This window comes from Planotetraspora kaengkrachanensis, from assembly GCF_016862895.1.
GTDB lineage: Bacteria > Actinomycetota > Actinomycetes > Streptosporangiales > Streptosporangiaceae > Planotetraspora > Planotetraspora kaengkrachanensis.
In genome coordinates this window covers 225,211-251,706 of sequence record NZ_BONV01000006.1, presented here as the reverse complement: position 1 = coordinate 251,706, position 26,496 = coordinate 225,211, and the positions used below count along the sequence as shown (strand labels likewise).

General features: G+C 71.0%; 25 protein-coding genes and 1 pseudogene. 11 read left to right on the top strand and 15 right to left on the bottom strand.

Going from position 1 to position 26,496, the window contains the following annotated elements; all coding sequences use genetic code 11:
• Positions 1 to 109: 109 nt before the first annotated feature.
• From Pka01_RS10975 to Pka01_RS10965, 3 genes are read right to left on the bottom strand one after another with little or no spacing between them, the layout of a single operon-like run.
• The gene (locus tag Pka01_RS10975; RefSeq protein ID WP_203882554.1) at positions 110 to 1,873 is read right to left on the bottom strand and encodes an IlvD/Edd family dehydratase; all 1,764 of its coding nucleotides are present in this window, start codon (positions 1,871 to 1,873) and stop codon (positions 110 to 112) included.
• A gap of 2 nt (positions 1,874 to 1,875) precedes the next feature.
• Positions 1,876 to 2,676: an SDR family NAD(P)-dependent oxidoreductase gene (locus tag Pka01_RS10970; RefSeq protein WP_203882553.1), complete on the bottom strand. Its 801-nt coding sequence runs from the start codon at positions 2,674 to 2,676 to the stop codon at positions 1,876 to 1,878.
• Positions 2,673 to 3,779, bottom strand: coding sequence for an alcohol dehydrogenase catalytic domain-containing protein (locus Pka01_RS10965; RefSeq protein WP_203882552.1), 1,107 nt, complete (start codon positions 3,777 to 3,779; stop codon positions 2,673 to 2,675). Before Pka01_RS10965 ends, Pka01_RS10970 begins: the two co-directional genes overlap by 4 nt.
• 469 nt (positions 3,780 to 4,248) lie before the next feature.
• On the opposite strand from Pka01_RS10965, the gene Pka01_RS10960 reads away from it, so the two are divergent.
• The 4 genes from Pka01_RS10960 (at position 4,249) to Pka01_RS10945 (ending at position 7,647) form a co-directional block, all read left to right on the top strand.
• Positions 4,249 to 5,196, top strand: a complete 948-nt coding sequence (locus Pka01_RS10960; protein WP_203882551.1) for a phosphoglycerate dehydrogenase — start codon at positions 4,249 to 4,251, stop codon at positions 5,194 to 5,196.
• A 92-nt stretch (positions 5,197 to 5,288) separates the two neighbouring features.
• Positions 5,289 to 6,104: a YndJ family protein gene (locus tag Pka01_RS10955; protein ID WP_203882550.1), complete on the top strand. Its 816-nt coding sequence runs from the start codon at positions 5,289 to 5,291 to the stop codon at positions 6,102 to 6,104.
• A gap of 43 nt (positions 6,105 to 6,147) precedes the next feature.
• Positions 6,148 to 6,669: a DUF1990 domain-containing protein gene (locus tag Pka01_RS10950; protein WP_203882549.1), complete on the top strand. Its 522-nt coding sequence runs from the start codon at positions 6,148 to 6,150 to the stop codon at positions 6,667 to 6,669.
• 156 nt (positions 6,670 to 6,825) lie between these two features.
• Positions 6,826 to 7,647, top strand: a complete 822-nt coding sequence (locus Pka01_RS10945; protein WP_203882548.1) for an alpha/beta fold hydrolase — start codon at positions 6,826 to 6,828, stop codon at positions 7,645 to 7,647.
• 273 nt (positions 7,648 to 7,920) lie between these two features.
• Here the strand turns inward: Pka01_RS10945 and Pka01_RS40715 are convergent.
• Positions 7,921 to 8,624: pseudogene (locus tag Pka01_RS40715) on the bottom strand (SDR family NAD(P)-dependent oxidoreductase); the annotation flags it as partial.
• Between the two features lie 203 nt (positions 8,625 to 8,827).
• Between Pka01_RS40715 and Pka01_RS10930 the strand changes: the two are divergent.
• Both Pka01_RS10930 and Pka01_RS10925 read left to right on the top strand, forming a co-directional pair.
• The gene (locus tag Pka01_RS10930; RefSeq protein ID WP_239114889.1) at positions 8,828 to 9,841 is read left to right on the top strand and encodes a sigma-70 family RNA polymerase sigma factor; all 1,014 of its coding nucleotides are present in this window, start codon (positions 8,828 to 8,830) and stop codon (positions 9,839 to 9,841) included.
• 121 nt (positions 9,842 to 9,962) lie between these two features.
• Positions 9,963 to 10,187, top strand: coding sequence for a hypothetical protein (locus Pka01_RS10925; RefSeq protein WP_203882545.1), 225 nt, complete (start codon positions 9,963 to 9,965; stop codon positions 10,185 to 10,187).
• A 66-nt stretch (positions 10,188 to 10,253) separates the two neighbouring features.
• On the opposite strand, the gene Pka01_RS10920 is transcribed toward Pka01_RS10925, so the two are convergent.
• The 7 genes from Pka01_RS10920 to Pka01_RS10890 all read right to left on the bottom strand — a co-directional run bounded on the left by Pka01_RS10920 (position 10,254) and on the right by Pka01_RS10890 (position 19,030).
• Complete coding sequence (locus tag Pka01_RS10920) at positions 10,254 to 10,688, bottom strand: GNAT family N-acetyltransferase (protein ID WP_203882544.1); 435 nt, start codon at positions 10,686 to 10,688, stop codon at positions 10,254 to 10,256.
• Between the two features lie 88 nt (positions 10,689 to 10,776).
• Positions 10,777 to 11,310 (bottom strand): hypothetical protein, encoded by a 534-nt coding sequence (locus Pka01_RS10915; protein WP_203882543.1) that lies wholly within the window; start codon positions 11,308 to 11,310, stop codon positions 10,777 to 10,779.
• A gap of 191 nt (positions 11,311 to 11,501) precedes the next feature.
• On the bottom strand, positions 11,502 to 12,641 hold the full coding sequence (locus tag Pka01_RS10910; protein ID WP_203882542.1) for a CU044_5270 family protein: 1,140 nt from the start codon (positions 12,639 to 12,641) through the stop codon (positions 11,502 to 11,504).
• Positions 12,634 to 13,239, bottom strand: coding sequence for an RNA polymerase sigma factor (locus Pka01_RS10905; protein WP_239114888.1), 606 nt, complete (start codon positions 13,237 to 13,239; stop codon positions 12,634 to 12,636). Before Pka01_RS10905 ends, Pka01_RS10910 begins: the two co-directional genes overlap by 8 nt.
• A 243-nt stretch (positions 13,240 to 13,482) precedes the next feature.
• Positions 13,483 to 15,306 carry an ABC transporter ATP-binding protein gene (locus Pka01_RS10900; protein WP_203882541.1) on the bottom strand — a complete coding sequence of 608 codons (1,824 nt, stop codon included), beginning with the start codon at positions 15,304 to 15,306 and terminating at the stop codon, positions 13,483 to 13,485.
• Positions 15,303 to 17,060, bottom strand: a complete 1,758-nt coding sequence (locus Pka01_RS10895) for an ABC transporter ATP-binding protein (RefSeq protein ID WP_203882540.1) — start codon at positions 17,058 to 17,060, stop codon at positions 15,303 to 15,305. Before Pka01_RS10895 ends, Pka01_RS10900 begins: the two co-directional genes overlap by 4 nt.
• Positions 17,061 to 17,062: 2 nt before the next feature.
• Positions 17,063 to 19,030: an elongation factor G gene (locus tag Pka01_RS10890; protein ID WP_203882539.1), complete on the bottom strand. Its 1,968-nt coding sequence runs from the start codon at positions 19,028 to 19,030 to the stop codon at positions 17,063 to 17,065.
• Between the two features lie 267 nt (positions 19,031 to 19,297).
• Between Pka01_RS10890 and Pka01_RS10885 the strand changes: the two genes are divergently transcribed.
• Together Pka01_RS10885 and Pka01_RS10880 are read left to right on the top strand one after the other, a co-directional pair.
• On the top strand, positions 19,298 to 20,125 hold the full coding sequence (locus Pka01_RS10885; RefSeq protein ID WP_203882538.1) for a methionyl-tRNA formyltransferase: 828 nt from the start codon (positions 19,298 to 19,300) through the stop codon (positions 20,123 to 20,125).
• 56 nt (positions 20,126 to 20,181) lie between these two features.
• Positions 20,182 to 20,886 carry an HAD hydrolase-like protein gene (locus tag Pka01_RS10880; protein WP_203882537.1) on the top strand — a complete coding sequence of 235 codons (705 nt, stop codon included), beginning with the start codon at positions 20,182 to 20,184 and terminating at the stop codon, positions 20,884 to 20,886.
• Here Pka01_RS10880 and Pka01_RS10875 read toward each other — a convergent pair.
• A complete protein-coding gene (locus tag Pka01_RS10875; RefSeq protein ID WP_203882536.1) occupies positions 20,853 to 21,434 on the bottom strand; it encodes a nuclear transport factor 2 family protein in 582 nt (193 codons plus the stop codon). The two genes, Pka01_RS10880 and Pka01_RS10875, sit on opposite strands and share 34 nt — an antisense overlap.
• A gap of 131 nt (positions 21,435 to 21,565) precedes the next feature.
• Between Pka01_RS10875 and Pka01_RS10870 the strand changes: the two genes are divergently transcribed.
• The gene (locus Pka01_RS10870; RefSeq protein WP_203882535.1) at positions 21,566 to 21,913 is read left to right on the top strand and encodes a hypothetical protein; all 348 of its coding nucleotides are present in this window, start codon (positions 21,566 to 21,568) and stop codon (positions 21,911 to 21,913) included.
• Here Pka01_RS10870 and Pka01_RS10865 read toward each other — a convergent pair.
• Entirely contained in the window at positions 21,910 to 22,731 is an 822-nt protein-coding gene (locus Pka01_RS10865) for a maleylpyruvate isomerase family mycothiol-dependent enzyme (RefSeq protein WP_239114886.1), read from the bottom strand. The genes Pka01_RS10870 and Pka01_RS10865 overlap by 4 nt on opposite strands.
• Positions 22,732 to 22,904: 173 nt before the next feature.
• On the opposite strand from Pka01_RS10865, the gene Pka01_RS10860 reads away from it, so the two are divergent.
• Entirely contained in the window at positions 22,905 to 23,516 is a 612-nt protein-coding gene (locus Pka01_RS10860; RefSeq protein ID WP_203882534.1) for a DUF6199 family natural product biosynthesis protein, read from the top strand.
• A gap of 19 nt (positions 23,517 to 23,535) precedes the next feature.
• Here Pka01_RS10860 and Pka01_RS10855 read toward each other — a convergent pair whose 3' ends face one another.
• Both Pka01_RS10855 and Pka01_RS10850 read right to left on the bottom strand, forming a co-directional pair.
• On the bottom strand, positions 23,536 to 24,174 hold the full coding sequence (locus tag Pka01_RS10855) for a maleylpyruvate isomerase N-terminal domain-containing protein (protein ID WP_203882533.1): 639 nt from the start codon (positions 24,172 to 24,174) through the stop codon (positions 23,536 to 23,538).
• Positions 24,175 to 24,259: 85 nt separating this feature from the next.
• Positions 24,260 to 25,480 carry a beta-ketoacyl-[acyl-carrier-protein] synthase family protein gene (locus Pka01_RS10850; protein ID WP_373318123.1) on the bottom strand — a complete coding sequence of 407 codons (1,221 nt, stop codon included), beginning with the start codon at positions 25,478 to 25,480 and terminating at the stop codon, positions 24,260 to 24,262.
• A gap of 329 nt (positions 25,481 to 25,809) precedes the next feature.
• On the opposite strand from Pka01_RS10850, the gene Pka01_RS10845 reads away from it, so the two are divergent.
• On the top strand, positions 25,810 to 26,322 hold the full coding sequence (locus Pka01_RS10845; protein ID WP_203882532.1) for a hypothetical protein: 513 nt from the start codon (positions 25,810 to 25,812) through the stop codon (positions 26,320 to 26,322).
• Positions 26,323 to 26,496 lie beyond the last annotated feature (174 nt).

Here is a 26,496-nt window from a genome sequence, read left to right as displayed (position 1 = left end):
CTCCTTGGCGCTGGTCGCCGGTGCGGCGGACGACGGACGGGACGGCCGGCAGGGACATGGGTCCGGCCGCGGGCACGTCGCCGGGCCTCTCCCCGGCGACGCCTGGCTGTCAGTGCGAGTCGCGCGGGACCTCGCTTCCGCGGCTGCCACGCAGGAACTCGAAGTCCACTCCTTCGTCCGCCTGCAGGACGTACCTGCGGTAGAGCCAGCGGTACCCGCCCTCCTCCTGCGTGTCGGGGGCCCGCCATTCCGCGCGCCTGCGGTCGAGCTCCTCGTCGCTGACGTGGAGGGTCAACCGCCTGCCCGGCACGTCGAGCTCGATGCGGTCACCGGTGCGCACCAGCGCGAGCGGGCCGCCGACCGCGGCCTCGGGTGAGACGTGCAGGACCACGGTGCCGAACCCGGTGCCGCTCATGCGCCCGTCGCTGATGCGCACCATGTCGCTCACCCCGTCGCGCAGCAGCTTGGCGGGCAGCGGCACGTTGGCCACCTCGGGCATGCCCGGGTAGCCCTTGGGGCCCGCGCCCCGGATGACCAGCACGTCGTCGGGGGTGACGTCGAGGTCTTCGTCGTCGCACACCGCGTGGTAGGCCTCGGGCGAGTCGAAGACCAGCGCCCTGCCCTCGTGGTGCATCAGCGAAGGCGACGCGGCCGACTGCTTGATCACCGCGCCGTTCGGACAGAGGTTGCCGCGCAGGATGGCGGTCCCGGTTCCGGACGGCAGCAGCGGCTCGGCGAGCGGGCGGATCACCTCGGTGTTCCAGCAGACCGCGTCCGCGACGTTCTCCCCGATGCCCCGGCCGGTGACGGTGACGGCGTCCGGGTGGAGCAGGCCCGCCTCGTCGAGCTCGCGCATGACGACCGGCAGGCCGCCCGCGTAGCAGAAGTCCTCCATCAGGAACCGGCCCGACGGCATGAGGTCGACGATCGTCGGCACGTCCCGGACGAGCGCGTCGAAGTCGTCGAGCTTCAGGTCGACGCCGAGCCGCCCGGCCAGGGCGGTCAGGTGGATGATCGCGTTGGTGGACCCGCCGATGGCGGCGTTGGTCCTGATCGCGTTCTCGAAGGCCTCCCGGGTGAGGATCGCGCTCGGGCGCAGGTCCTGCTCGACCATGTCCACGATCCGCCGTCCGGCCTGCTGCGCGACCTCCATCCGGCGCATGTCCACGGCGGGCCAGGTCGCCGAGCCGGGAAGCTGCATGCCGAGGGCCTCGGCCATGCAGGCCATGGTCGAGGCGGTGCCCATCGTCATGCAGTGGCCGTTCGACCGGGCCATGCAGCCCTCGGCGGCGTAGCCCTCCTCCACGCTCATCCGGCCGGCCATGATCTCCGCCTCGAACTTCCACACATGGGTGCCCGAGCCGACGTCCTGGCCTCTGAACTTGCCGTTGAGCATCGGCCCGCCGGTCACCATGATCGCCGGGAGGTCGACGCTTGCGGCGCCCATGAGCAGGCCGGGGGTCGTCTTGTCGCAACCGGACAGCAGCACCACGCCGTCGAGCGGGTTGGCCCGGATCAGCTCCTCCGCCTCCATGGCGAGCAGGTTGCGGTAGAGCATCGCGGTCGGGCGCATCAGCGTCTCGCCGGTCGCGAGCACGGGGAACTCCAGCGGGAACCCGCCGGCCTGCCAGACGCCGCGTTTCACCGCCTCGGCGACCCGGTGCAGGTGCGAGTTGCAGGGCGCGAGCTCGGACCAGGTGGTCGCGATGCCGATGACCGGGCGGCCGTCGAAGACCCCCGGCCCGAACCCCTGGTTGCGCATCCAGGACCGGTACAACATCCCCGCCCGGCCCTCGGCTCCGAACCAGTGCGCGCTCCGCCTGGTGCGGCCGCCGCCCTGCTCCGGCAGGCTGCCGTCCGCGCTGCCCGACATGTTCACATCCACCCTCCGTCGACGATCCACTTCTGACCTGTGCACATGGCGCTGTCGTCGGCCGCGAGCCACAGCACCATCCGTGCGACGTCGGCCGGCATGATGTTGTCCTTCAACGACTGGACCTGGTCGAGTTTCGCCAGCGTCTCAGGCGTGACCAGTTGCGCGAGCTGCCGTTCCGTGAAGACCCACCCCGGGATGACGCAGTTGACGCGGATCCGGTCCGGCCCGAACTCCCTGGCCAGCGTCCGGGTCAGGCCCTCGATGCCGGCCTTGGACGTCACGTAGGCGGGCAGTCCCACGAAGTCGGCGTGCGCGCTGATCGAGCCCAGGTTGACGATCGAACCGCCGCCGAGCGCGCGCATGCCGGGCACGACCGCCTGGATCGCGAAGAAGTGGTGCTTCAGGTTGACCGCGATCGCGTTGTCCCAGTAGGCCTCGTCGACCGTCGCACTGTCGTGGCGCTCGTCGTTGGCCGCGTTGTTGACGAGGATCGAGACGGGCCCGAGCCTGTCCGTCACCTCCTCGACGGCCGCCCGCACCTCGGCGACGTCCCTGACGTCGGCCTCGACGAACACCGGCTCCGGGCAGTCCGTACGGCTCAGCCGTTCGAGCAGGCGCTCGGCCCCGGCGACGTCGATGTCGGCGAAGCCGACCCGTACGCCCTGGGCCGCGAGAGCGGAGACGAACTCCGACCCGAGGCCGGTCGACCCGCCGCTGACGAAGGCGACCCGGCCGCGGAGGCTCGGATAGGTGGCGTAGCGAAGCTCATCCGCCTCTGCGGCGTCGTGCGCGATGGTCACTGCGACTCCCATGGGAGAACCACGCCCCGGCCGACCGAACCGCTGGTCAGGTCGGCGAAGGCCTCGTTGATGCGGTCGAGCGGGTACCGCCTGCCGACGAGCGCGTCGAGCGGAAGCCGGCCGGCGAGGTAGAGGTCGAACAGCCGCGGGAGGTCCACGAGCGGGTTGGCCGAGCCGTACAGGCTGCCCACCACCCGCTTCTCCCGCTGCACGAGCAGGTTGATCGGAACGTCGAACGTGGTGCCGACCGCGCCGAGGCCGACCGCCACGAGCGTGCCTCCCGGGCGCAGCACGTCGAGGGCCGTCTCGAGCGTGGCGGGGCGGCCGACCGCCTCGATCGCCCACTCCATGCCGCCGGGGCGGATCGCGCGCAGGGCGTCGGCGGCGTCCTCACGGGAGGCGTCCACGGTGTGGGTGGCGCCCAGCCGCTCAGCCATCTCGAGCCGTTCCGCTACGACGTCGACGACGACGATCGGGTCCGCGCCCGCCAGCACCGCGCCGAGCACGGTCGACAGCCCGACGCCGCCCGCCCCGAAGATCACGATGCCGTCGCCGGCGCAGCGGCCGACGGCGTTGAGCACGGCGCCCACGCCGGTGATGACCGCGCAGCCGGCGATCGCCGCGATCTCGGCGGGAACCCCGTCGGGCACGGGCACCACGGCATGCTCGGAGACGACGCAGTGCTCCGCGAAGCAGGAGACGCCCAGCAGGTGGTGGACCTTCGTGCCGCCGGTGCTCAGGCGGCTGGTCCCGTCGAGCAGGCCGCCGGAACTCGACTGGATGCCGGCCGCCTCGCACAGGGCGGGCCGTCCGACCAGGCAGTAGCGGCATCGCCCGCAGCGGGGCCGCCACATGAGACAGACGCGGTCGCCCGGCGCGAACCGGGTGACGCCGGGCCCCACGGCCTCGATCACGCCGGCGCCCTCGTGCCCGGGGACGACCGGGAGTGGGCACCGCAGGTCTCCGGCGAGATAGTGCTGGTCGCTGTGGCAGACGCCGGCCGCCTCGACTCTGACGAGGACCTCGCCCGCGTGCGGCTCGTCGAGTTCCAGCTCCCCGACTTTCAGAGGACTTCCGACGTTGTGCAGCAGCGCGGCTCTCATGTGACCCATCCGTCCCCGACCGCCCTCGCCTCGGCCGCCGAACCCCGGCTCCGGCGCTCGGCCGGCGACCTTCCGCTCAGGCCTCGAACTCGATCGCTGCCACGCTAGGTCTTGCGAACAGAGGCCGTCAATAGTTTCGGAAACATTCGCGATCTCCGAACCGTGGAACCCCACCAGTCGTCAGATGCGCGAGCAACCGCACCCTAGTGCGGCGATCGGTGCGAGGCATGCCGTTGATGCCTCTCACCTGTGCTTATGTTCCCCGCATCGCTCCGCGCGTCAGTCGTACGAGCAAGAACCGAACGCGTCAAAAGTCTCCGAAACTTGCTGAGCGCGATCGCAACTATCGAACCAAGGAGGCCGGGCAGAGCCCGGTTCCGCGTCCGCCGGCATCGTGGTGAAACCATCGGAACGTGCGGCGCCCGGCCGTATCAGCGAGTGGTGACATCCACTGCCGACGAGGAGAACGATGAGCCTGAAGATCCTGCTGCCGACCACCATCCCGCTGGATCCGCGGCTGCCCGCCGACGTCACCGCCGTGTCCTACGATCCGCACCAGCCTCTGCCGGAGCACGCCGTGGACGCCGGGGCTCTCGTCGCGTGGGGGAACTCCGGGGAGATGCTCCGCGACGCCGCGCGGCGGCTCGGCTCGCTCCGCTGGGTGCAGACCCTGGCCGCGGGTCCCGATCAGGTGCTGGCCGCCGGGTTCGCTCCGGATGTCGTCATCACCTCCGGACGCTCCCTGCACGACGGGCCCGTGGCGGAGCACACGCTGGCCCTCGTGCTGGCCGCGGCACGCAGGCTGCACCGGTTGACGCGCGCGCAGATCGGCCGTCGCTGGGCGGGTGAACTGGGCGGCATCCAGCCGATCACCACGAGCGGGGACTTTCGCACACTTCGCGACGCACGCGTGCTGATCTGGGGCTTCGGCTCGATCGCGGGCACGCTCGCACCGCTGCTGACGGCTCTAGGCGCCCATGTCACCGGCGTCGCGCGCACGGCGGGCGAACGCGGGGGTCACCGGGTGATCAGCGTGGAGGAACTGCCCGGCGAACTCCCCGCCACCGACCTCCTGATCATGATCCTGCCGTCCGTCGACGCGACCCGTCACGCACTCGACACCGCACGGATCGCTCTCCTTCCGGCACACGCGTGGGTGGTGAACGTCGGACGCGGCTCCACCGTGGACGCCTCCGCGCTGCTCGGCGCCATCCGCGCCGGACGGCTCGGCGGCGCCGCGCTCGACGTGTTCGAGGACGAGCCGCTTCCCGCCGGCTCGCCGCTCTGGGAGGAAACCGATGTGATCATCAGTCCGCACGCCGCCGGTGGACGGCCGCTGGGCGCCGACACGCTGATCGCGGAGAACGTGCGCGCCCTGCTCGAGGGCGCTCCCCTGCGCAACGTCGTCGACCGGTGAGAACAGAAGGCGATCCCTGCCTTCGCAGACGGTTCACGGCTTGGTACGGTGTGCTCACCGCTTGACTTTGAACACGTTCAAGAAGAGGCGCCATGACCCCCCTCGTCAACGTGATCATCATGCTCGGCATGCTGGTGGTGGTGCCCGCCGGCCTCGCCCTGATCGAGACTCCCCGCCATGTCCGCGTGCTGTGGATCGCCGGAGCGCTGCCGGGGGCGGCCTCCCTCTGGATCGGGCGGGGCGTGGTCGCCGCGGGACTCGCCACGCCCTACGCGGTCGCCACCGGAGTCCTCGCCGCGCACGCCGTCATACGCGCGTGGCGAGTCCGCTCCCTCGCCCCTCAGGAGGTGGCGGTGCTCACCGCGATGGCGTCCCCGGCCGTCGCGGGGATCTCACTCGTCTGGGAGCGCGCCGGGCACGCGCTGCTCGGCTTCAAACCGTCACTCCTCGCCCTCACGGTGGCGCACTTCCACTTCGCCGGTTTCGCGGCGGCGCTGGTCGCCGGGCTCGTGTGCCGCGCGGCCGGAGGGCGGAGGTCGGCCACCGCGGCGGCCCTGGCCGTACCTTCCGGTACGGCTCTCGTGCTCGCCGGTTACTTCGTGGACGACTGGGCGGAACTCGCGGGTGCGGTCGTCCTCACCGCGGGGATGTGGCTGGTCGGGTGGCTGACCTGGACCGAGGTGCGCCGTGAGGTGTCGGACCGGCTCACACGGCGACTGCTCGGGGTCTCGGCCGCCGTCCTGGTCGCGACGATGCTCCTCGCGTTGAGCTGGGCGTTCGGTGAGGCGACCGGGGTGCCGCATCCGTCGGTGGAGTGGATGGCCGCCACTCACGGCGTGTGCAACGCCGCCGGGTTCGCCCTGTGCGGCGTCGCCGCCTGGCGCAGACTCCGGCCCCGGCCTCTGTGAACCCGTGTGAGCTTGTGTGCCATGTCGTCCAGGAAGGAGCGCGATGGATCCGCAGCGCTACACCGACGCCGAACTGACCTACGAGGAGGCCGGGGCCACCGGATCAGCGGACCTGCCCGACGGATATCGCCATCTTCGCCGGCGCTACGACCTGGGTGCGGCCGTCCGTTTCCGTGACGCGGCCGAGGCGCTGCTCACCTGGCGGATGCACTCCGCGCTGGGGTTGCGCCCGCTGGCCACGGCGCCGCGGGCCGCGCCCGGCGTCGTCGTGGTCAGCAGGCTCGGTCCCGGTCCCCTCGCGCTGAAGGCCCCGTGCAGGGTCGTCTGGGTGGTCGACGAGGACCGCCGGGCCGGTTTCGCCTACGGCACGCTGCCCGGCCACCCGGAGAGCGGAGAGGAGTCGTTCCTGCTCGACGTGGCGGACGACGGCTCGCTCTCCTTCACCATCAGCGCGTTCACCCGGCCAGGGCGCTGGTACACGCGTCTCGCCGGGCCGGTCACCGCGATGGCCCAACGAGCGTTCGCCGACCGCTACGCCGCGGCGCTGCGTCACTCCGCGCGCTGACGCCGGCCACGTACAGCCAGGGCCTGTTTCATAGGTCGGGTGTGCCCTCCGTGTAGCGCGATACAGGTCGCTTCAACGAAGCGACCCCTGCTTACTTGACGGCAGGCAAGTAGAGTACTTACCTGACGGCAAGTAAGCTACCGGGAGGGCCGCGTCATGCCTGTCAAACAGACTCACGCCTTGCACGTGCCCGGCGGCCGCCTCTACTACGAGCTCCGCGGCAGGGGGCCCACGCTCCTGCTGATCCCGGGAAGCAACGGCGACGCCGGCCTCTTCGACGCCATTGCGGACCTGCTCGCCGACCGGTTCACCGTGATCACCTACGACCGACGTGGGTTCTCACGCAGCACGCTCGACGGGCCCCTGGAAGCAGGGTGGAGCGAGACGCACGTAGGCGACGCGCGTTGCCTGCTCAAGACCGTCGCCGCCGGACCTTCCCACGTTTTCGGCAGCAGTGCGGGCGCGGTCGTAGGACTCGCGCTTACGAGCCAGAGCCCTGACCTGGTCACCAGGCTCATCGCTCACGAACCGCCCCTGGCAGAAGTGCTGCCGGACGCGTCGGAGTGGCGAGCGTTCTTCGAAGAGGTCTACGAGACGTACCGGCGTGAAGGTGCCGGCCGGGCCATGCAGGTGTTCATGACCGGCATCGGCGCGGACGCGCTTGAGCGGCCGACCGGTGTCGACCCCGAGCTGATCAACCGACTCTCGAGCAATCTGGACTTCTTCCTTCGTCATGAGGTACGGCAGGCGCCCGGCTATCGCCCTGACCTCAAGGCGCTGGACGCTCAGCAGGCGCGGATCATGATGGCCGGCGGCCGCGACTCGCGACAACACTTTCCTTATCGCCCCAGCACCACCCTGGCCGACCGATGGGGAAAACGCATTGTCGACTTCCCCGGTGACCACACCGGCTACTGGTCCCGGCCCGTCGAGTTCGCAGCGGTCCTGGCCAATGCTCTGACCAGCCCGACGACATAGCTGAAGCCGTCTGACCAACAAGCGGATACGGCGAGGCGTCCACAAGTCCATCCAGGCCCTCGAGGCCGACATCCGTAACTGGATCGCCACCTGGAACAGCGACCCCGAGCCCTACGTATGGACCAAGACCGCGGACGAGATCCTTGAACGCCTCGCCGGATGTCTGAACCGAATTCCAGACTCAGCAGACTAGTCGTCCAGGCTGCCCATGGTCAGGTTGACGGTCGTTCCCGTCATCCCGCTCGCCTTGTCGGACGCCATGAAGACCGCCGTGTTCGCCACCTCCGCGAGCGTCTGGACGCGTCGCGGGTGGGTCGTGCCGGCGAGGTATCCGGCGAACTGTTCCCAGGTCATGCCCGCCACCGCCTTGGTGTCGAAGACCTCCTTCATGGTGCTCGTCTCGGGGATGCCGTGTGGTCGCAGGCAGACCACGCGGATGCCGTGCGGAGCGAGCTCAGCGGACAGGTCCCGGGTGAGCGCCTCCTTGGCGGCCTGCGCCGGCCCGTAGCCCCCGTTCAGGCGCGAGCCCATTCGTGCGGGGAGCGCGCTGACGGTTATGATCACCCCGAGTTGTTCGGGATCATGCGCCGCGCGGCCAGGCGTGCGGTCAGGAAGTACGACGTCGTGTAGGCCGCGATCGGCAGGGAGAACCGCTCGACGTCCAGGTCGGCCAGCGGGACGCCCACAATCCCCGTGTCCGGGATCCCGATGGCGTTGAACGAGACGTCGACGCGGCCCGCCTGATCGACCACGGACCGCAGGTGCCCGTCCACGGCCTGCTCGTCGAGTGCGTCGACCTCCGCAGCCTCGGCCGATCCGCCGGCGGAGACGATGTCCTTGGCGACGATCTCGACGGATGCCAGGGAGTGTCCGGTGAGGAAGACCTTCGCCCCTTCGGACGCGAAGGCGCGTGCGACGGCCCCGCCGATCGAGCCTCCGGCTCCGTAGACCACCGCGACCTTGTCCTTCAGCGACATCTCTGATTCCTTCCTATGCTCCGGGTGGTCGCAACCGCCCACCCCGCGAGTGTCGAGCGGCGGCCCGAACCCGGATCCGCCGACGATGCAGACACCGCCAGGCCGGGGAAATGGGCGTCCGCCGACCGCCCAGTTCGCCCCCTTGACCGGTGTCCGTACACAGACGGACGTACGACAGGATCTGCGAAGAAGGTGACGCGAAGGTGGGAGCAGTGACAGCCGACCTGATCTCAAGAGCACAGGCCGGGGACGGCGACGCGTTCCGGGAACTGACCGAGCCGCACCGCCGGGAGTTGCAGGTGCACTGCTACAGGATGCTCGGCTCCTTTCACGATGCCGAGGACGTCCTGCAGGACGTGCTGCTGGCCGCCTGGCAGGGCTTCGGCGGGTTCCAGGGGCGCGCCTCGATCCGCACCTGGCTCTATCGGATCGCCACCAACCGGTGCCTCAACGCGCGTCGCTCGGCCAGCCGGCGACCGGCCAGGGAGTGGGACGTGCCCGGGGTCGAACCGCCCGAACCGACCCGGCTCGGCCAGGTCGTGTGGCTCGAGCCGATTCCCGACGCCTTCCTTGCCGACGCGATTCACGTGCCGCTCGGCCCGGAGGCCCGTTTCGAGCAGAGCGAATCCGTTTCTCTGGCGTTCGTGACCGCGCTTCAGGTCCTGCCGCCTCGTCAGGTCGCCGTCCTCGTCCTGCGCGACGTCCTCGGATTCCACGCCGCCGAGGTGGCCGGCATGCTCGACTCGAGCGTCGAGTCGGTCAACAGCGCCCTCAAACGGGCGCGCGCCGGCCTTCGGCGACGGCTGCAGGCTCCCGACCGTGAACCGCCCCCCGCGTCCGGCTCGCCCGCCGAGGACGCAGTCGTGGCGAGGTTCGTCAGCGCGTACGAGTCCGCCGATCTCGGCGCGCTGGTGTCCATGCTGACGGACGACGTCTTCGTTTCGATGCCGCCGATGCCCCTCGAATACGAGGGCCGAGACGTCGTGGCGCGCTTCTGCACGGGCATCTTCGGCGCGAACCGGAGGTTCGACCTCGTGCCGACGCGAGCCAACGGCCAGCCGGCGTTCGGAGCGTATTTGCGCACCCCAACCGGCATCCGGCACGGGACCGGCCTGTTCGTGCTCACCCTCTCCGGCGACCGGATCAGCGCCATGACCCGGTTCGACAACGACGTGCTCCCGTGGTTCGGGCTGCCGCGATCGCTCCCGAGCCGGTAGCCCCGTCCCCGGGTGCCTGACGACTTTGAGCGGACGAATCACCCGCACGGGTTGAATCTGCAAAGATTCCGATCAAGCCGTACACAAGCGGCCTTAAAGATCGTAAACATTGGAGATATCCATGGCGGTTTCTGCCAACCTCGACAAGCTGCTCGACCGGGAGTACGAGGAGTACACCCTCGACAAGCTCGTGGACGCCCCCGTCGCCGCCCTCGCCGGCGTGGGCGAGGCCGGCGCCGAGGCGCTGGCCCGCACGCTCGGCATCGTCACGATCGGCGACCTCGGCCGCAGCCAGATTTTCCGGTACGCCGCCGCGCTCGTCGCGCTCGACGACAGCGCCAAGTAGTCGTTTCATCCCGCGTGGAAGAAGGGTGCCGCCACTCCGGCGGCACCCTTCCGCGCGTCCGGCCCGCTACAGGCTGATCTGGTAGAGGATGAAACCCCGGTTGACGGCGACCTGGTCGTACAACCTGCGGGCGGTGGCGTTGGTCGCCTGGGTGGACCAGTACACCCGGCTGCAGCCCCGCTCCCGCGCCCATCCGGTCACCGCGCCGATGAGGGCGCGCGCCACCCCCTTACCCCGGGCCTCCGGCGCGGTGAACAGGTCCTGCAGGTAGCACACGTCCTCCGCCGTGGTGCTGGCGTGCACGAGGAAGTGCGTGATCCCCACCAGCCCGCCGTCGATCTTCGCGCAGAAGGCGTGCATCCGGGTGTCCTCCTGGAAGGCGTTCCAGGCCCGGTCGTACATCTCGGCGGGGAGCGTCCGCTCGTAGAAGGTGTTGTAGCCGCGGAACAGCGTCTGCCAGCCATCGCGGTCCGCCGGGGTGAGGCGGCCGATGTCGATCATGTGGTGTCCTCCCGAAAGGCTCAGGGGCTCCACCTTATTTCCGCACGCTCATGGGAGATCGGCACGGAACCGGACGCCGCCGCGACGGTCACCTGACGGCGAACCAGACGTCTCCCTGTCCGGCGGTGCGCGTCAGGTGCACCTTCCAGCAGCCCTTCTTGGGGAAGACCAAGCCGGTTCCCCACTCTTCGCCCGGCCGCTTCCAGTTCGACCCGGAATGTTGCTGCGGTCCCCACGCCAGCGTGGCCTTCGTGCCGTCCGGAAGAGTGGCTCCGACCACGAGCGGCCCGCTTCCGGTCATCCGCCAGACGATCTTCACCTCCTCACCCCGCTTGAACGGCATGGCCGCGAACGGCAACGCCCACAACTCGGCGTCCGGGGACGTCCCCCGCAGGTCCGGCATGCCCGCCCCCGTGTCCGTGACCGGCGTGCCGCACCGACCGGTCGCCGGCTCCGCGGTCGGCGGGAGCGAAGGCGGCGGGGTGGACGGAACGCCGCTCGCGACGGCGGGCGTGGCGGGTGCCGTCCCGTCCGCCGTGGCCGTACCGCCGGCGGAGCCGGACGTGCAGGCGGCCGTCGCGAGAACGGCCGCGATCGCCACCGGGCTGATAAATGTGCGCATGATGCCTCCTCCCTGCTTCTACTCCGCGACCCGGCGTCGGGTTCCCGCGCCGGTCCTTCGCCGCCGGCCTCAGGGCGTGCCCCCGCATCGTCCTCTCCGGCCGGGCTTCGCCGAATCGGCGGATCGCAGGGAACACAGCGGAGGCCGGAGTGGGCGAGTCACTCCGGCCTCCGGTCTCAGAAGGCTGCCGTTCAGCCGTGGTGCGGCGTGTCGGCGGTCCAGCCCGCCTGCATGACGCTCTGCTCGGTCAGGACCGTCCCCGGGCCGAGGCCGCGGTAGGTCCCGTCCACGATGGTCATCTTGTTCCCGATCACCTTGCTGGTCTTCGGGTCGAGGATGATCTGGTATTCGAACGTGGCGACGCCGCCTTCGACCAGCTTGCCCTCGGCGGCGATCCCGACGCCGGTGCGGCCGTCCAGCGACTTCACCGTGCCCACGCTGCGGACCCCGGGCAGCCCGGCGAGGACGCGGAACGCCCTGGCCCGGATCTCAGGCGAGGCCGGCTGCTCGATGAGGAAGTTGAACCCCTGGGCGAGCTTGCCTGCCGCGTCCGGCCCCTGGGCCGACCGGGGGAAGAGCAACTCATCGAACCGCGCCGGGTCTGAGGCGATCTTCTCCTTCTCTGCCCAGGTCAACTGGGCGCTCGGCGGGCACTTGGCGGCGGCGTCCGCCCGGGCGCACAGCTGCTTGAAGGACGCCGAGGCGGACTTCTTGAGCTCAGGGGTGATCCGCTGCGTGGTCCACACGCCGTCGGTCGCCCGGTAGGTGTAGAAGTCCTCGTTGTTGCGCACCTTGAAGGACGACGGCGAGCCGTCCGCCTTCCACGCGGCCTTGTCCGCGTTCGTCAGCGGGTAGGCGGCCAGCTCGCGCTGGAAGGTGAAGTCGGTCTCCTGTGCGGACGGCGAACGCCAGCCGTCGAACTCGTTCGGGCTGAAGACCGTGTACGGCGTCGCGCCCTCCACCCTGCCGGAGGAGCCGCTGATCATGTGTAGCCGCCAGAACCTGCCGGTCGGCTCGTTCGCCGCCTGGTCCGCCGCGGCCAGCAGGATCGACTTGGCCGACAGCTCCGTATTCGGGGCGCCCGCGACGGGGGACGTGCCCGAACCGCCGCCGCCGATGCCGCCGCCTATGCCGACAGCCGCGACGGCGACCGCGGCTGCGGCGGCCGCGGCGAGCAGCCCGACGCTGACGCCCATGCGACCGCGGGAGAATCCGCGCCGGGACGACGGACGGCCGCCCTCGTGGGCGAGCCTGGCCCGGATCCGGGTCTCCAGCTGCGGGTCGGGCGCGATCTCCCCGTACACGTCACGCACCATCTTCAGGTCATCCATGCTGGTTCTTCTTTCGCGAAAAGTCCGTGAGGTCGTTCATGGGGTTGGTGTCGCCGAGGACCGCGCGCACCTTCTTCCTGGCGCGGTTGAGCCGGGATCCGACGGTCCCGTACGGAATCCCGAGCGACGCGGCGACCTCCTCGTGGGTCAGCTCGGCCAGGGCCACCAGCAGGAGCACGTCCCGATCACCGTCGTTCAGCGAGGCGATCGCCGCGGCCAGCGCCGGCTTCAGTCCCCGCGCCGTGACGTCGGAGACGACCCGGTTCTCCGGGCCTTCCGCGTGGGGCTCCGGCCCCTGCCTGCCCATGGCTCGCAGCGCGCGCACCTCCACCCGCCGCTGCCGGCTGATCAGGTTGGTCGCGATGCCGTACAACCACGGGCGGACGCCGCCCCGGCTCACGTCGTAGCGCGACCGGTTGCGGAACGCGGTCAGAAAGGTGTCGGCGACGACGTCCTCCGCGGCGCTCGGCCCGAGCCTGCTCGCCACATATCGATGGATCTCGCTGAAGTGCGCGTCGAACACCGCGGCGAACCGTTCGGGTTCGTCGTGGGAAAGCCGGATCTCGGTGGACACGTCCGGCCAGGGTGGGGCGGTCACGAAAGCCTCCCTGTCATCGGTTGCCTCTCCACGGGTGAAAAGCGGTCAGTGTGTATAGCCCGATCCCCGGATCCGCTTTCACGCTCATCGTGGGAGTCGCCCGGCACAGGACGGAGATGCCGCCATGAAAGTGTGGCGACCAGCATGCCAACACGTCCGGCCAGGTCAGGCGGCGGGGCGGCGCGGACGGGAGCACGACCGCCGTGGCGCGGCCGCGCTCCGCCGTGGGAACCGGCGGGTGTCTCAGCCGCCGGGCGGCACCGGGCTCTCTTCGGCTTCGACGACGCGCTCCTCGTGCCACAGCCGCCGCATCTCCGGGCAGGTCTCAAGGACGTCGCCGAGAGTGCCGCGCCCGGCGACCCTGCCGCGATCGAGCACGACGACCTGGTCGGCCCGCTCGAGCGCCGCCTGCCGGTGCGACACCACCAGCAGCGTCGCGGGGCCGCGCCCGTCGCGGGCGGCCCCGGCGATCCGGTCCCACAGCAGCTTCTCCGTCTCCACGTCGAGAGCGGACGACAGGTCGTCGACGACCAGCAGGTCGGGCATCCGGACCAGCGCCCGCGCGGCGGTCGCCCGCTGTGCCTGGCCTCCGGACAACCGGACGCCGCGGGGGCCGACGACCGTGTCCAGGCCGTCGGGCATCTCGGCCAGGTCCTCCTCGAAGGCCGCGGACTCCAGCGCTCGGGCGAGGTCGGCGTCGTCTCCGGACCGGCCGAGGAGCAGGTTCTCCCTGAGCGATTCCGAGAGCAGCCGCGGCACCTGGCTCGCGTACGCCGCGCGGCCCGGCACCAGGAACGTCCCCGGGTCGGCGACGGGCCGGCCGTTCCAGAGGACGGTGCCCGCGTCGGCCCGCGCCAGGCCGAGCAGGGCCCGCACCAGAGTCGTCTTGCCCGATCCGACGGCTCCGGTGACGACGGTGAAAGATCCCCGGCGGATCACCAGGTCGATCCCGTGCACACCGCGGCCGCTCTCGTCGTGGCGCACGGTCAGCCCGCGCGCCTCGAGGACCTCGAGTGGGTCGTCGTGGGCCGGCACGGACCCCGGCGGGCGGGGCGGTTCCCGGTGGAACCAGACGCCGCTGTTCCTCGACAGGTGGTCGGCGTCCTCGTGCGGCGCCATCAGCCGCGTGAGCCGCTCGGTCGAGACCGCGGCCTGGGGCAGCCGGAAGAGCACCCGGCCGACGATGCGCGGCAGCGCGGTGAGCCAGCCGACGTAGCTGGTGAACAGCGCGAGATCGCCGACCGTGAAGTCGCCGCGGCGCATCGCGGGCGCCGCGAGCAGCAGGACGAGGCCGATGCTGATCTCGACGGTCGCGCTCGTCGAGGTTTCGAGCAGGTCGGCCGCGAGCCGGTCCTTCACGGCCGCGTCCCGTCTGCTCCTGTTGTGCGCGCGCAGGCGCTCGAGCACCGCGTCCTCGGCGCCCGTGGTCTTGATCGCCAGCACGCCGCCGAAGGTCTCGCCGATGAACGCCGTGACGGCCGCGCCGAGCCCCCGGGCACGGCTGTGCAGCCGCCGCACCACCGCGCTCATCAGCCGGCTGAGCAGGCCGGCCACGATCATGGGCACGATCAGCACCAGGGTGATGACGGGGTCGACGGTCGCCATGATCGCCAGTGCGGCGCCGCTGAAGAGGAACGTCCCGGCGAGCGGAACGCTTTCGTCGACGAGTTCGACCAGGTCGCTCACGTCGTCCCGGAGGCGGGCGACCGATTCGCCCGGCGAGTGCGGCTGCCTCCCCGCGGCGGGCCCTGGCGCGGTCAGGAGCGAGCGGAGGACGTTGGCCCGCAAGAGGGTCGCCATCGCGTCCCACCAGTAGCCTCCGTACAGGTTCGCGACGTACATGATCAGACTGCGGGCGACCTCGACGCCCACGAACGCCGCGCACAGCCAGAGGATCTGGTCCGGACCCGCCACGCGGTCCCCGCCGATCCGGTCGAAGATCTGCTGCAGCAACAGCCCGCTGCCAAGCGGGATGACGCTGACCGGCAGCCACAGCAGGCCGCCCACGAGGTAGCGGCGCAGGTCGTTGCGCACGAGGCGGGCGACCACCAGTGACAGGGGCCTCATCGGCTCACCCCCGCCAGGTCCAGCATGCGCGCGAACCTGCTCGTGGGGTCCGCCACGAGGTCCTCGCGGCGGCCGTACTCCACCACCCTGCCGCCGTCGATGACGGCGATCTTGTCCACGCGGGACAGGGAGGAGAGCCGGTGCGCGATGATCACGCCGGTCCGGCCGGTGAGCAGCCGGTCGACGCTCCGCTCGATCCGCCGCTCGGTTGCCGGGTCGAGCCGGCTGGACGCCTCGTCCATCACGACGAGCCCGGGGTCGGCGAGGAACGCTCGGGCGAGCGCGAGCAACTGGGCCTCACCGGCCGACACCCCGCTTCCCGACGCGCCCCCGAGCACGGTGTCGAGTCCGTCGGGCAGGGACGCCAGCCAGTCGCCCAGGCCGACGTCGACGAGGACGTCCCGCAGCACGCGATCGGCGGGCGGCGGCCGGAAGAGCGTCAGGTTGTCCCGGACGCCGGCCGCGAAGATCTGCACGTCTTGAGTGACGGCGCATATCCGCCGGCGGACCGCTCCCGGGTCGGCGTCGCGCAGGTCGACCCCGCCGACCCGGACGGCGCCCTCGGTCGGGTCGTAGAGCCGCAACACCAGTCGCGCGATGCTGGTCTTGCCGCTGCCGGTACGGCCCACCAGGCCGAGCGTCTCACCCGGCGCCAGGCTGAGGGTGACGTCCGACAGCACCTGTTCGCCGTCGTCGGGGTAGGCGAAGCCCACGCCTTCGACGGACAGTTCAAGCGGCCCGGTGGCCGGCAACGGCCGGGGATCGGCGGGCGCGGGCAGCGTGCGCCGCACGGCGAGCAGGTCGCCGATGCGCGTGATGCCGGCCAGGGCCGCCTGATACTGCCTGAGCTGGTCGATCAGCCGCTCGAACGGCGCCCGGACCATCAGCGTGTACTGGAAGAGCAGCACGGCGGTGCCGACCGTGATCGCCCCCGACCGCTGGCCCCACGCGGCGAGGCCGAGCGCGACGGCCGTACCGGCCGCGAACGCCACCCATGTGCCCGCGAGGAGTCCGACCCCGATCCGGCCGCTCCGATGGTTCGCCCAGTACCAGGCGGAGCCGGCCTGGTAGAGGCGGTGGACGGCGTGCTCGCCCGCGCCGTTGGCCCGGATGTCCTCCGCACCGGCCAGCCGTTCCTCGAGGCCGCCGAAGAAGGCCGCGCCCTCCGCGCGCGCACCGGCTGCAGACGGTACGGCCAGCCGCTGCGCCCGGGCCATGGCGTAGCCGGCCAGCACGCAGTAGACCAGCAGGAAGCCGCCGATGCGCGGGTCGACGGCGAAGACGATGACGAGCACGCCGGCGAGCAGCAGGACTCCGGCGACGACGTCCAGCAGGAAGGCGACCACGAACTCGGCGACGGCGACCACGTCCCCGTCGACCCGCTCGATCATCTCGCCTGGCGTGTGCCTGCCGTGGTAGGCCATGTCGAGGCCGAGGGCGTGCCCGGCGAGCGTCTCCCGCAGGCGGTTCGTGCCGTCCCAGGCGAGCCCGGTCGCCAGCCAGGCGGTGAGCATCCGGGCGACCTGCCCGGCGACGGCGAGCGTGAGATAGCCCGCGGCGATCAGCACGAGATGACGGGTGCTCGCCCCGCCGATCGCGTCGTCGACGAAGTGGGCGGTGAGGGGAGGCGCGAGCAGCGGCAGCACCGTCGTGGCGGCGACGGACACGACCAGGACGGCGGCCGCGCGAGGCCCCGGGCGGAGGTGGCGCAGGACGGAACTCCGGGTCGTCGCCCGGTGGGTGGTGGTCGTCATGGCTAGACCCGCCGCCTGATGTGCAGCAGATATTCGTCGCGGCTGAGCGGGTTGTCGTCCGTCCGCCGCCGGACCGGGGCCGGCCCGCGGACCGGTTCGTAGTGGTCGAAGGCGGACTCCATCACCCCCTCGCCGTGGGTGAGCCCCCGCAGCCGTCGGTGCAGGTCGTGCACCCGGCCGGCCGGGATGTCCCCGTCGATCAGGCACGTCGGCCCGCGCGTCACCGTCGCCCGCGGCACGGCGCGCGACCGGGCCAGGACAGGGGCGATCGCGCCGACCGTGCCGGCGGGGACCTCGAGATGGAAGCGGTGGATCGGCTCACAGACGATGGTGCCCGCCTGCTTCAGTGCGCTCATGAGCACCAGCGGAGTCAGCAGGCGGAAGTCCTTCGCGGTGGTCTCCGGCGAGGCGTACCCGGAGTGCGTCAGCGTCACCGCGCAGTCGACTACCTGCCATCCGCGCAGGCCCTGGCGCAACGTCTTGCGAACCGTCTCCTCGAGCGCCGCGCGGAACTCCTCGACGGCCTTGTACACGTAGAGCGGGATCGTCTCGACCTTGACGTCCAGGTCGAACCGCACGCCGGAGCCCGGGGCGGCCGGCTCGACGCGCAGCCCGACGGTGGCGAGGAACGGGTCGGCCCCCCTGCCCAGGATCTCGACGGCGGAGCCGGTGCCGACCGGCCGCTCGACGCAGATCGTGGTCGTCTCGCGGAAGTCGACGTCGATGGCGTAGTCGGCCGCCAGTGTTTGCTGGATGACCTCCTTCTGCACCTCTCCGTAGAGGGACAGGAACAGCTCCTGCCTGATGTCGTCCTGCCGCAGGTTGATCAGCGGATCCTGCTCGGCGAGCTGGGCGAGGGCGGCGTGCAGCGCCTGTTTCTCCCCGAAGAGGCGCGGGACGACGACCGTCTCCAGGGTGGGCGGCGCGAAATGGTGGGCCTGCGAGTCCGTCGCCGGCAGGCCGATCGGGTCACCGATCCGGACGTCGGAGAGACCCCACAGCTGCCCGATCCGCCCGGCGGCGACCGAATCGCGGGGCACCGCCGAACCGTGGTCGAAGACGCGGATCGCGGTGACCTTCCGCTCGTCCTCGCGCAGGCGCAGCCGGTCGCGGGTGCGGAGGGTTCCGGAGAACATTCGGACGTAGGCGATCTTCTCCCCGGCCGGACCCCGCTCGACCTTGAACACGGTGCCGGAGACCGGTCCTCCTGCGTCGCCCTCCCTCGCGGGGAGCAGTTCGGTGAGTCCGGAGATCAGCGCGTCGACCCCGGCACCGGTGATCGCCGAGCCGAGGAACACCGGATGGACCAGCGCCCGCCCGGTCTGCGCGCCGAGTTCGGCACGGAGCCCGCCGTACGGGACCGGGGGCCTGTCGCCGACGTATGCGGCCAGGATCTCGTCGTCGTTTCCGGCCAGGACGTCGGCCAGCGCGGTGGTGAACGCGCCGTCGGCCGCGCCGTACTCGGTGAAGCCGGACTCGGGCGTGCCGAGGCCGTACGCCGAGCCCATCGAGACGACGGACGGCGTCAGCGTCTCGGCGATGACACGCAGGACGTGCGCGTCGTCCGCACCCCTGCGGTCGATCTTGTTCACGAAGATCAGGGTGGGGATGCGCAGCCGCCGCAGGGCCCGCATCAGCACGCGGGTCTGCGCCTGCACCCCCTCGACGGCGGAGATCACGAGCACGGCGCCGTCGAGCACGCTCAGGACACGTTCGACCTCGGCGATGAAATCCGGGTGGCCCGGCGTGTCGATCAGATTGACCGTGACGTCCCCGATGACGAAGGAGACGACGGCGGACTTGATCGTGATTCCGCGCTGCCGCTCCAGCGCCAGCGAATCGGTCTGGGTGTTCCCGTCATCGACGCTGCCGATCTCGTCGATGACACCGGCGGCGTGCAGCAGCCGCTCGGTGAGGCTGGTCTTACCAGCGTCTACATGCGCCAAAATCCCCAAGTTCAGCGTTCTCACGTAGCGTCATGTCCTTTGGGTGAGTGGAGTTCGCCTGCTGGATGGACATGCACGCTGCGCGCATTTCGCCTCCTCGGTGGATCGGCTGTCCCGGCGAGTAGAACAGACGGCGGTCGTCGGGGACAAACGATTTTGTCCCACGGCGTGTCCGGCGTGAGGTCCGTCTCACCGGTCCCGGACGACCCCGTCAAGCCTTGAGTTGCATGACAGACTTTGCCCGTGAATGCCGCTAATGCCGTAAATGCTCCAAAACTCCGCATTGTTGCGATGCATGCATATTTGCCGGGTTACCGGCTTGTCGCCGACTGGGCGGACCGACACGGCCACGAGATCGTCCTGGTGGTCACGCCGCCGACCGGCGCCAACCAGCGCTACGACGAGAACGCGACGCCGTTCGTGCTCGATCTCCCGCGGGACGCCGACGTCCTCGTCACCGGCCGGCTGCGCTCGGTCGCCGCCCCGGTGATCGACTCCCTGCGGCCCGACCTGGTGATCTCCGCCGCGTTCCCCCGGCTGATCCCGGCCGAGATCCTCGGCATCCCGAAGTACGGGGCGCTCAACCTGCACCCGTCGCCGCTGCCGGCCGGACGCGGGCCCAACCCGGGGCGACTGATCTACGAAGGCGCCACCACGGTAGGGGCCGCCCTCCACCGGACCGAGAAGGACTTCGACACCGGCGCCGTACTGAGCCGGCGCGAGCGCCCGCTGCCGGACGACCTCGACGGCCCGACGCTGGGGCGGCTGTGGAGCGAACTGCTGGCCGAATGCCTCGAGGAGGGCGCGGCCCGCGCCGTCGCCGGGGATCCCGGCATCCCGCAGGACCCCTCGCAGGCGTCGGAGGCGCCGTTCTACACCGACGCCGAGCGCCTGATCGACCTCACCGAGCCGGTCGCGACCATCCGCCGCAGGGTCGCCGCGCTGAACGTCACCTCTCCGCAGGCGCGGATCCACCTCGACGGCATCGAGAAGACGGTCCTGCACGCGTACGGTGTCCCCGGCGACCGGCCCTCCTCCCCCGGGACCGTGCTCGAGCGGCATGCGGACGGCTGGACGGTGCAGGCCGGCGATCTTCCGATCCGTATCCTCACCGCGTAGGCCGGGCCGCCGCCCGGCATTCCTCGCACGACGACCGAAGGAGCGGACGCCCGCAGATGGCACCTTCCCGGTACGGCCTTTTCGACCTCGACGGCACGCTGACGAACCCCGAGACCGGAATCGTCCGGTCCATGCGGCATGGACTCTCCGCGGTGGGGGTGTACGACGTGGACCACGCGACCCTCCGCTCACTCATCGGCCCCCCGCTGTGGGACGGGTTCGCGAGGCTCGGAGTGCGGGACGTGGACGCGGCTGTGGCGGCCTACCGGGAACGGTACGCCGACGTCGGGATGTACGAGAACGAGGTCATCCCCGGCGTCCCCGCCGTCCTGGAGTCCCTCGTGGCCGACGGCTGGACGCTGGCCGTCGCGACGTCCAAGCCGGCGGTCTTCGCCGAGAGGATCGTGGAACACTTCCGGCTCGGCGGCTTCTTCACCTATGTGGCCGGGGCGACCCTGGACGGCTCCCGGCGTTACAAGGCCGACGTCATCCGTCACGCGCTCGACGTGCTCGGCGCCCCGCCCGAGGCGACCGTCATGGTCGGCGACCGCCGCGAGGACGTCGCGGGAGCCGCTGAGTGCAGGGTGCGGAGCGTCGCCGTCCGCTGGGGGTTCGGCGAGCCGGGCGAGTTCACCGCGCCGGAGGTCATCTCGGTCGTCGACACGCCCGCGGACCTCCTGGCCGTCCTCAGGGAGACGGCCAGGACGCCGGCTGTCCCCGCGGCGGATCAGCCCTCCGCCCAGGCGAACACCGAACGGTAGAGCTCCTCGACCGGGCCGGGTACGTCGTCACCGTACAGATCGTCGGCGACGCGGTACCCGAGCCGGTCGAACAGGTACGCCAGGACGCGGTAGCTGGGGCGGTAGGCCATGAACACCGCGGGATCGAGGTCGAGCCGCGTGCCCGGGAGCGCGGGAAGAAGTATGTCCCGCTCATAGACGGCGTCCAGCGACACGACGGCCCAGGAGCCGGAGTGCCGCCCGGCCCGGTAGAGCAGCCGGGCGAAGGAGCTCAGATCCGCCTGCACCCCGTCGACGTCGGTGCGCGTCTCGATCGCGGCCGGCATCTCGACGACGGCACGGTCCCCGTAGTGATGGACAACCGGCGGGCAGAGCCGATGAGTGAACCTGACCCCTCGGGCGCTCATCTCCCGTGACGCGGCCACGAAGTCCGGCCCGCCGCCCGCGAACCAGCTCAGGCGGACCGTCGAGTCCGGATGAAAGCACGCGTTCATGCGGGTCCACCACCCGCGGTCACGCGCCTGGCGCTCGTGCAGAACGAGCTGGGTGAGCTCTGCGACGTCGTCCATGGATCCCCCCATCCGGATGCCGTACCCATCGCCCTGCCGGATCAGCCCGCCGAGGCCCGGCGCCGGGGGGGTTCATTGACATGCACCGGGCGGCGGGCCCGTGTGCGCACCTTGCGAAGGGAACCGGAGAGATGACCCAGCCCGGCGACTACGGCGCACCCGGCTCCCTGGCCCGCGTGCTGGCGGACGTGAGCGTGGAGCGCGCGGCGCAGGACGCCATGTGGGGTGTGCAGGAGCTCCCCGACGGCACCGGACCGGAGCGCCGGGCCGAGGCCGACCGGGCCAGGCAGGCGGTGGAGGACGCCGCGGCCCGTGGCCTGCCGACCTGGCGGGACATCCTGTACGAGGAGGTCATGGAGGCGTTCGCCGAGAACGATCCCGAACGGCTGCGTGCCGAGCTGGTCCAGGTCGCCGCGGTCGCGGTCAAGTGGGTGCAGGCACTGGACCAGCGCGTCCGGCCGGGCCGGCCCCTCGCCTAGGATCCGAACCCGACTCGGCTCAGCCACCAGTCGAGGAGGTGGGCGTCGCCGAGGACCTCGACGCCGTCCTCACGGGCCGGCGCCCGCCGTCCATAGAGGACCAGCAGCAGGCCGGCCGACGGGCCGCGCACGGTGACGGCGGCCTCGCCCGTTGCACGCCGGCAGGCGATGGTGTCGCCGGTGAGGTCGACCAGCCACGCCGCGTCGCCGTCCGTCGCCTGGAAGAGCAGGGTCCGGCCGGGGCCGAGGAGTTCACGCTTGCCCGGATGGATGTCGAAGGCCTGGGGCAGCGACTCGAGCTTCATCCACTCATCGAGGCCGTCGCGGGCGACCTCGGGATTCAGGGAGTACTCCACTCCGACGGCCAGGGCCGCGTCGGCCCGATGGACGGCCGTCTCGTGTGCGAATCGCCGGGCCAGGAACGCCGAGCCCTCTCCCGGCAACGGCGTCCACATCAGCGCACCGGGCCCGGCGTCGCGCAGAGTCTCCCCCAGTCGCTCCGCGCCCTCGGCGAGCCACGCGCCGAGCTCGGCCGCATCCTCCTCGTGACCAGCCGGCAGGTCGCGAAGCCGCCGGTCGGAGGGCGGCCGGGTCGCCCTGGTCCTGACGATTGTCTCGGCCCACCGATGGCCTTCGCCCAGATGCTTCAGCAACTGGCCCAGATTCCAGCCGGGGCAGGAGGGCACGGGCGCCGTCAGGTCCGCCCCCGCGACCGCCGACCTGAGCAGGCCGGTCTGCGCGACGATCTCAACGCGGTGGCGCTCATAGTCCATGACGGCCCGCGCGCCCTTCCCCTGTGCCGATCTCTGCTGATCCATGCTCTGCCGCTCTCCGATCCCTCGATCGATCGCCCGCCCGGGCGCCGTCGTTGAATCAGTCGGAGCCGTGCGCGCCGTTTCGACATACGCGGTCGACACGGTAGGCGAATCCGCGGCCACGCACCCTGCCTCCTCCATGATCGGAACCGGACGACCGGAGGTAGTGTCCGATCATGCAGCACAAGATCGTGGCTTATGTCCCTCCTGGCGGCTTTCCGGGCGCGGACTTCGATACCGGGGTGGTGCTGATAGCGGGAGCAGCCGTCGGGGTCGTCATGTTGCTGGTCGCCCTGATCGACCCGAAGAAGAGCTGGTGGTCGTTCACCGCGTGGCGCCACCGCAATCCGGACGCCGTTGAGCCGAGCGATGCCGCCTACGCCGCCACACGGATGAGCTGGGTGGCAAGCGCGCTGGTGGTCTTCGCGCTGACCGGTGGCCTCGCGGCCTTCCTTCACCACCAGGAAGCCGATCAGCGCAGAATCACCCGGCCGTCTCCCTCACCATCGGTCCCGGAGGACACCGGTGCCGACATGGCGAAGGCGAACATCATCACGGGGAAAATCCTGCAGCTGAGTTTCACGGAAGCCCGGAAACCGCGCACGGTCGCCGGGCAGGTGGCCGCCTCAGTCGAGCCCGGCGCCACGGTGACGTTCCCCGCCGATCCCGACTTCGTTTCTCTGACGCTGTCCGACGGGAAGACCTTCTGCCTGAACCTGCCACCTGACGCACCGGCCAGGGCACCTCGCCCGTACGACCCCATCGTGTCGGTACCGGGCCCCTGCTGAGCCCACCGGCCCAAGGCCGTCAGAGCGCGGAGATCGAGACGGGCGCCCTCTCCGTCCGGCTGAGCGCGCGCACCACGCCGGTCGCGCCGTGCCGTCGCATCGCGATCCGCGCCAGCAGGTCGACGACGGTCTCGACGGCCTCCTTGGGCAGTTCGGGCGTGGGCAGATCCACGCTGTAGGCCAGGTCGTCGCAGTGGATGACGATCTCCAGCAGCCGGCTCGTCACGAAGTCGTCCAGAGTGAGCGACCAGGGCCCCCAGGTCGGACGCCGCACCGGCCGCGAAGGCGCGGCCGGCAGCGCGGCCCGCAGGTCCCTGACGACGACGCCGGCCCGGTCCGCCAGCGCCGCGGGGCCCTCGCCTGCGTCCTTCTCGCCGCTGGTCCTGATGTTCACGTTGAACGGGTCGTCGAGGTCGGACCCGATCCAGCTCGCCCGCGCGTAGTAGTCGTGGATCGGGATGGTCTCCTCGATCGGAACGGGCTCGCCCAGCACCTTCGGCAGGGCGAAGATCTGCCCGGCCAGATGGCCGGCAAGCCCGTTGACGCTGAGCTTCGGCAGCGCACTCGGCTCCCGCCAGGCGGCGGCCACCTCAGGAGCGGCGAGCAGCTTCGCCGCCGATTCTGCCGCCGTGAGGTAGAGCTCTCTGACGTGCGCCATTCCCATGCCTCCGAGGGATTCCGTGATATCCGCCGATGCGAAGAACGTGAAGTTCACGGACCTCATTCCGGCATGGCGCCAGTGATCACACGGTGAACGCGAGGGACGCGTTGTGCCCGCCGAATCCGAAGGAGTTGGCCACCGCCGCCCTCCACCGGCCCTGGCGGGGACTCCCGGTGACGATGTCGAGCTTGATCTGGGGGTCGAGGTCGGCCAGGTTCCGGACCGCCGGGACCACCCCGTCCCGGATGGCGAGGATCGCGGCGACCGCGCCCATGGCCCCCGCCGCCCCGCACATGTGCCCGGTCATCGACTTGGTGGCGGTGATCGCCGGATGGGTTCCCAGCGCCTCGGTGATCGAGAGGGTCTCCGTGAGGTCGCCGGTCGGAGTCGACGTGGCGTGGGCGTTCACGTGACCGATGTCGATCGGGTCCAGCCCCGCCGACGCCAGGGCCGTTCTCATCGCGCGCACCTGGCCGGCCGCGTCCGCGGCGGTGATGTGGTGGGCGTCCGACGTGGTGCCCGCGCCCGCCAGCGTGGCGTGCACCCGGGCCCCGCGGGCGGCGGCGAACTCCTCACGTTCGAGGACCACCAGGGCCGCACCCTCGCCGAGGACGAATCCGTCGCGCCCGGAGTCGAACGGGCGGGAGGCCTCCTCGGGTGCGTCGTTGCGCCTGGACAAGGCCCTGGCCTGGGCGAATCCGGCGAGGGTGAGCGGATGTACACACGCCTCCGCGCCACCCGCGATCACCACGTCCGCACGGCCGAGGCGGATGAGGTCCAGACCCATGGCGATCGCCTCCGCTCCCGAGGCGCACGCGCTCACCGGCGTGTGGGCTCCACCACGGGCGCCGAACTCGATGCTGACCACGGCCGCGGGGCCGTTGGGCATCAGCATCGGCACCGTGTACGGCGAGACCTTCCGCGGGCCGGAATCCTCCATGAGGTCGTCCTGGGCGAGCGTGGTCAGCACCCCGCCGACCCCCGTGCCGATCACGACGGCCAGCCGCTCCGGCTCGACCTGGGGGGCGCCGGCGTCGGCCCACGCCTCGCGCGCGGCGACGAGCGCGGCCTGCTGGCAGCGGTCCAGCCGCCGGGCGGGCACCCGGCCCAGCACCTCCGCGGGATCGACCCGCATCCGGCCGGCGATGCGGACGGGCAGGTCCGCCGCCCAGTCCTCCTCCACCAGGGTGATGCCGGAACGTCCGTCCAGCATGCCGCCCCACGTGGAGGCCACGTCTCCGCCCAGCGGCGTGGTGGCGCCGAGCCCGGTGACCGACACGCCGGCGTTCATACCGTCTCTCATCGACGACTCCTTCCGTACCGGGAGACGCCCCTGCCGGGTGCTCCCCGTACAACGCTGCCAGGGCTCGCCGGGCCGGACAGATGATCTGATCGACGAAAAAGTCGCCGGAGATTTGTCGGCGATGCCAAGATCGCCGCGATGGACGGCGGCCCGCTCCCGCCGACGATCGAATTCCCCCAAAAAGGTAAAAGCTACGCATTCGTGACGATCATCACATCATGGGATGAATTGGAATTGACCCCGGCCGTGCCCGGTTAACACAGGCGTAACAGAGAGCACGTGCAACGTCTGGAACCACCGGACCCGCGTGCTCACCAGGGGGAAAGACCATGAGCAAGATCACTCGGCGCCTCGCGACCGCGGCGGCTACCTTGGCGGTCACAGGAGGGGTCGTCTTCGCCACGAGCGGAGCCGCCTCTGCGGCCACGGTCGAGAGCGTCAGCCACGCCACCGTCTCCGCGAGCCATCAGACGGTGCGGCACAACAGCAACACTCAGCGCTGGGACGGCACGCGGTGGTGGTACCGCTACAACGGCCACGGCGACTGGTACAGCTCCGGCCACGGCGTGCACTACCGCTTCGACGGAAACAAGTTCTACCGGTGGACCGGCGGCAAGTGGAAGGCCGTTTCGACCTCCTACGCCCGGCAGCACGACCTGAACAAGCGGGACTTCTCCCGCGACTGGCACCACGGCCGCGACGACCACGGCCACGACAACGGGCACGGCAACGGGCACGGCAACGGGCACGACGGCAAGGGTCATGACGGAAGGGGTCATGACAACGGCCACGACGGCAAGGACGACCATCACGACAACGGCCACTCGGGCCACGGGCACTGACCCATCGGGCCGCCGGCCCGGTGTCATCACCGGGCCGGCCCGTGCCCCCGCAGGCGGCAATCCCCCTCGCGAGGGCATCTGGCGGCACAGAGGTCGTGCGTCATGCGGCCGACACGGCCAAGCCGTACGCGCGTCGGCATGCATCGTGCATGATCACGACAGGCGTCGCCGCAG

Coding starts and splice junctions, on each gene's coding strand:
- Pka01_RS10850 (WP_373318123.1), bottom strand. CDS start 25,480: ATGAGAGACGGTATGAACGCCGGCGTGTCGGTCACCGGGCTCGGCGCC.
- Pka01_RS10870 (WP_203882535.1), top strand. CDS start 21,566: ATGACCCAGCCCGGCGACTACGGCGCACCCGGCTCCCTGGCCCGCGTG.
- Pka01_RS10885 (WP_203882538.1), top strand. CDS start 19,298: ATGCATGCATATTTGCCGGGTTACCGGCTTGTCGCCGACTGGGCGGAC.
- Pka01_RS10875 (WP_203882536.1), bottom strand. CDS start 21,434: ATGGACGACGTCGCAGAGCTCACCCAGCTCGTTCTGCACGAGCGCCAG.
- Pka01_RS10860 (WP_203882534.1), top strand. CDS start 22,905: ATGCAGCACAAGATCGTGGCTTATGTCCCTCCTGGCGGCTTTCCGGGC.
- Pka01_RS10845 (WP_203882532.1), top strand. CDS start 25,810: ATGAGCAAGATCACTCGGCGCCTCGCGACCGCGGCGGCTACCTTGGCG.
- Pka01_RS10915 (WP_203882543.1), bottom strand. CDS start 11,310: ATGCGCACATTTATCAGCCCGGTGGCGATCGCGGCCGTTCTCGCGACG.
- Pka01_RS10920 (WP_203882544.1), bottom strand. CDS start 10,688: ATGATCGACATCGGCCGCCTCACCCCGGCGGACCGCGATGGCTGGCAG.
- Pka01_RS10965 (WP_203882552.1), bottom strand. CDS start 3,779: ATGAGAGCCGCGCTGCTGCACAACGTCGGAAGTCCTCTGAAAGTCGGG.
- Pka01_RS10975 (WP_203882554.1), bottom strand. CDS start 1,873: ATGTCGGGCAGCGCGGACGGCAGCCTGCCGGAGCAGGGCGGCGGCCGC.
- Pka01_RS10895 (WP_203882540.1), bottom strand. CDS start 17,060: ATGACGACCACCACCCACCGGGCGACGACCCGGAGTTCCGTCCTGCGC.
- Pka01_RS10925 (WP_203882545.1), top strand. CDS start 9,963: ATGGCGGTTTCTGCCAACCTCGACAAGCTGCTCGACCGGGAGTACGAG.
- Pka01_RS10880 (WP_203882537.1), top strand. CDS start 20,182: ATGGCACCTTCCCGGTACGGCCTTTTCGACCTCGACGGCACGCTGACG.
- Pka01_RS10950 (WP_203882549.1), top strand. CDS start 6,148: ATGGATCCGCAGCGCTACACCGACGCCGAACTGACCTACGAGGAGGCC.
- Pka01_RS10955 (WP_203882550.1), top strand. CDS start 5,289: ATGACCCCCCTCGTCAACGTGATCATCATGCTCGGCATGCTGGTGGTG.
- Pka01_RS10900 (WP_203882541.1), bottom strand. CDS start 15,306: ATGAGGCCCCTGTCACTGGTGGTCGCCCGCCTCGTGCGCAACGACCTG.
- Pka01_RS10855 (WP_203882533.1), bottom strand. CDS start 24,174: ATGGCGCACGTCAGAGAGCTCTACCTCACGGCGGCAGAATCGGCGGCG.
- Pka01_RS10910 (WP_203882542.1), bottom strand. CDS start 12,641: ATGGATGACCTGAAGATGGTGCGTGACGTGTACGGGGAGATCGCGCCC.
- Pka01_RS10945 (WP_203882548.1), top strand. CDS start 6,826: ATGCCTGTCAAACAGACTCACGCCTTGCACGTGCCCGGCGGCCGCCTC.
- Pka01_RS10865 (WP_239114886.1), bottom strand. CDS start 22,731: ATGGATCAGCAGAGATCGGCACAGGGGAAGGGCGCGCGGGCCGTCATG.
- Pka01_RS10960 (WP_203882551.1), top strand. CDS start 4,249: ATGAGCCTGAAGATCCTGCTGCCGACCACCATCCCGCTGGATCCGCGG.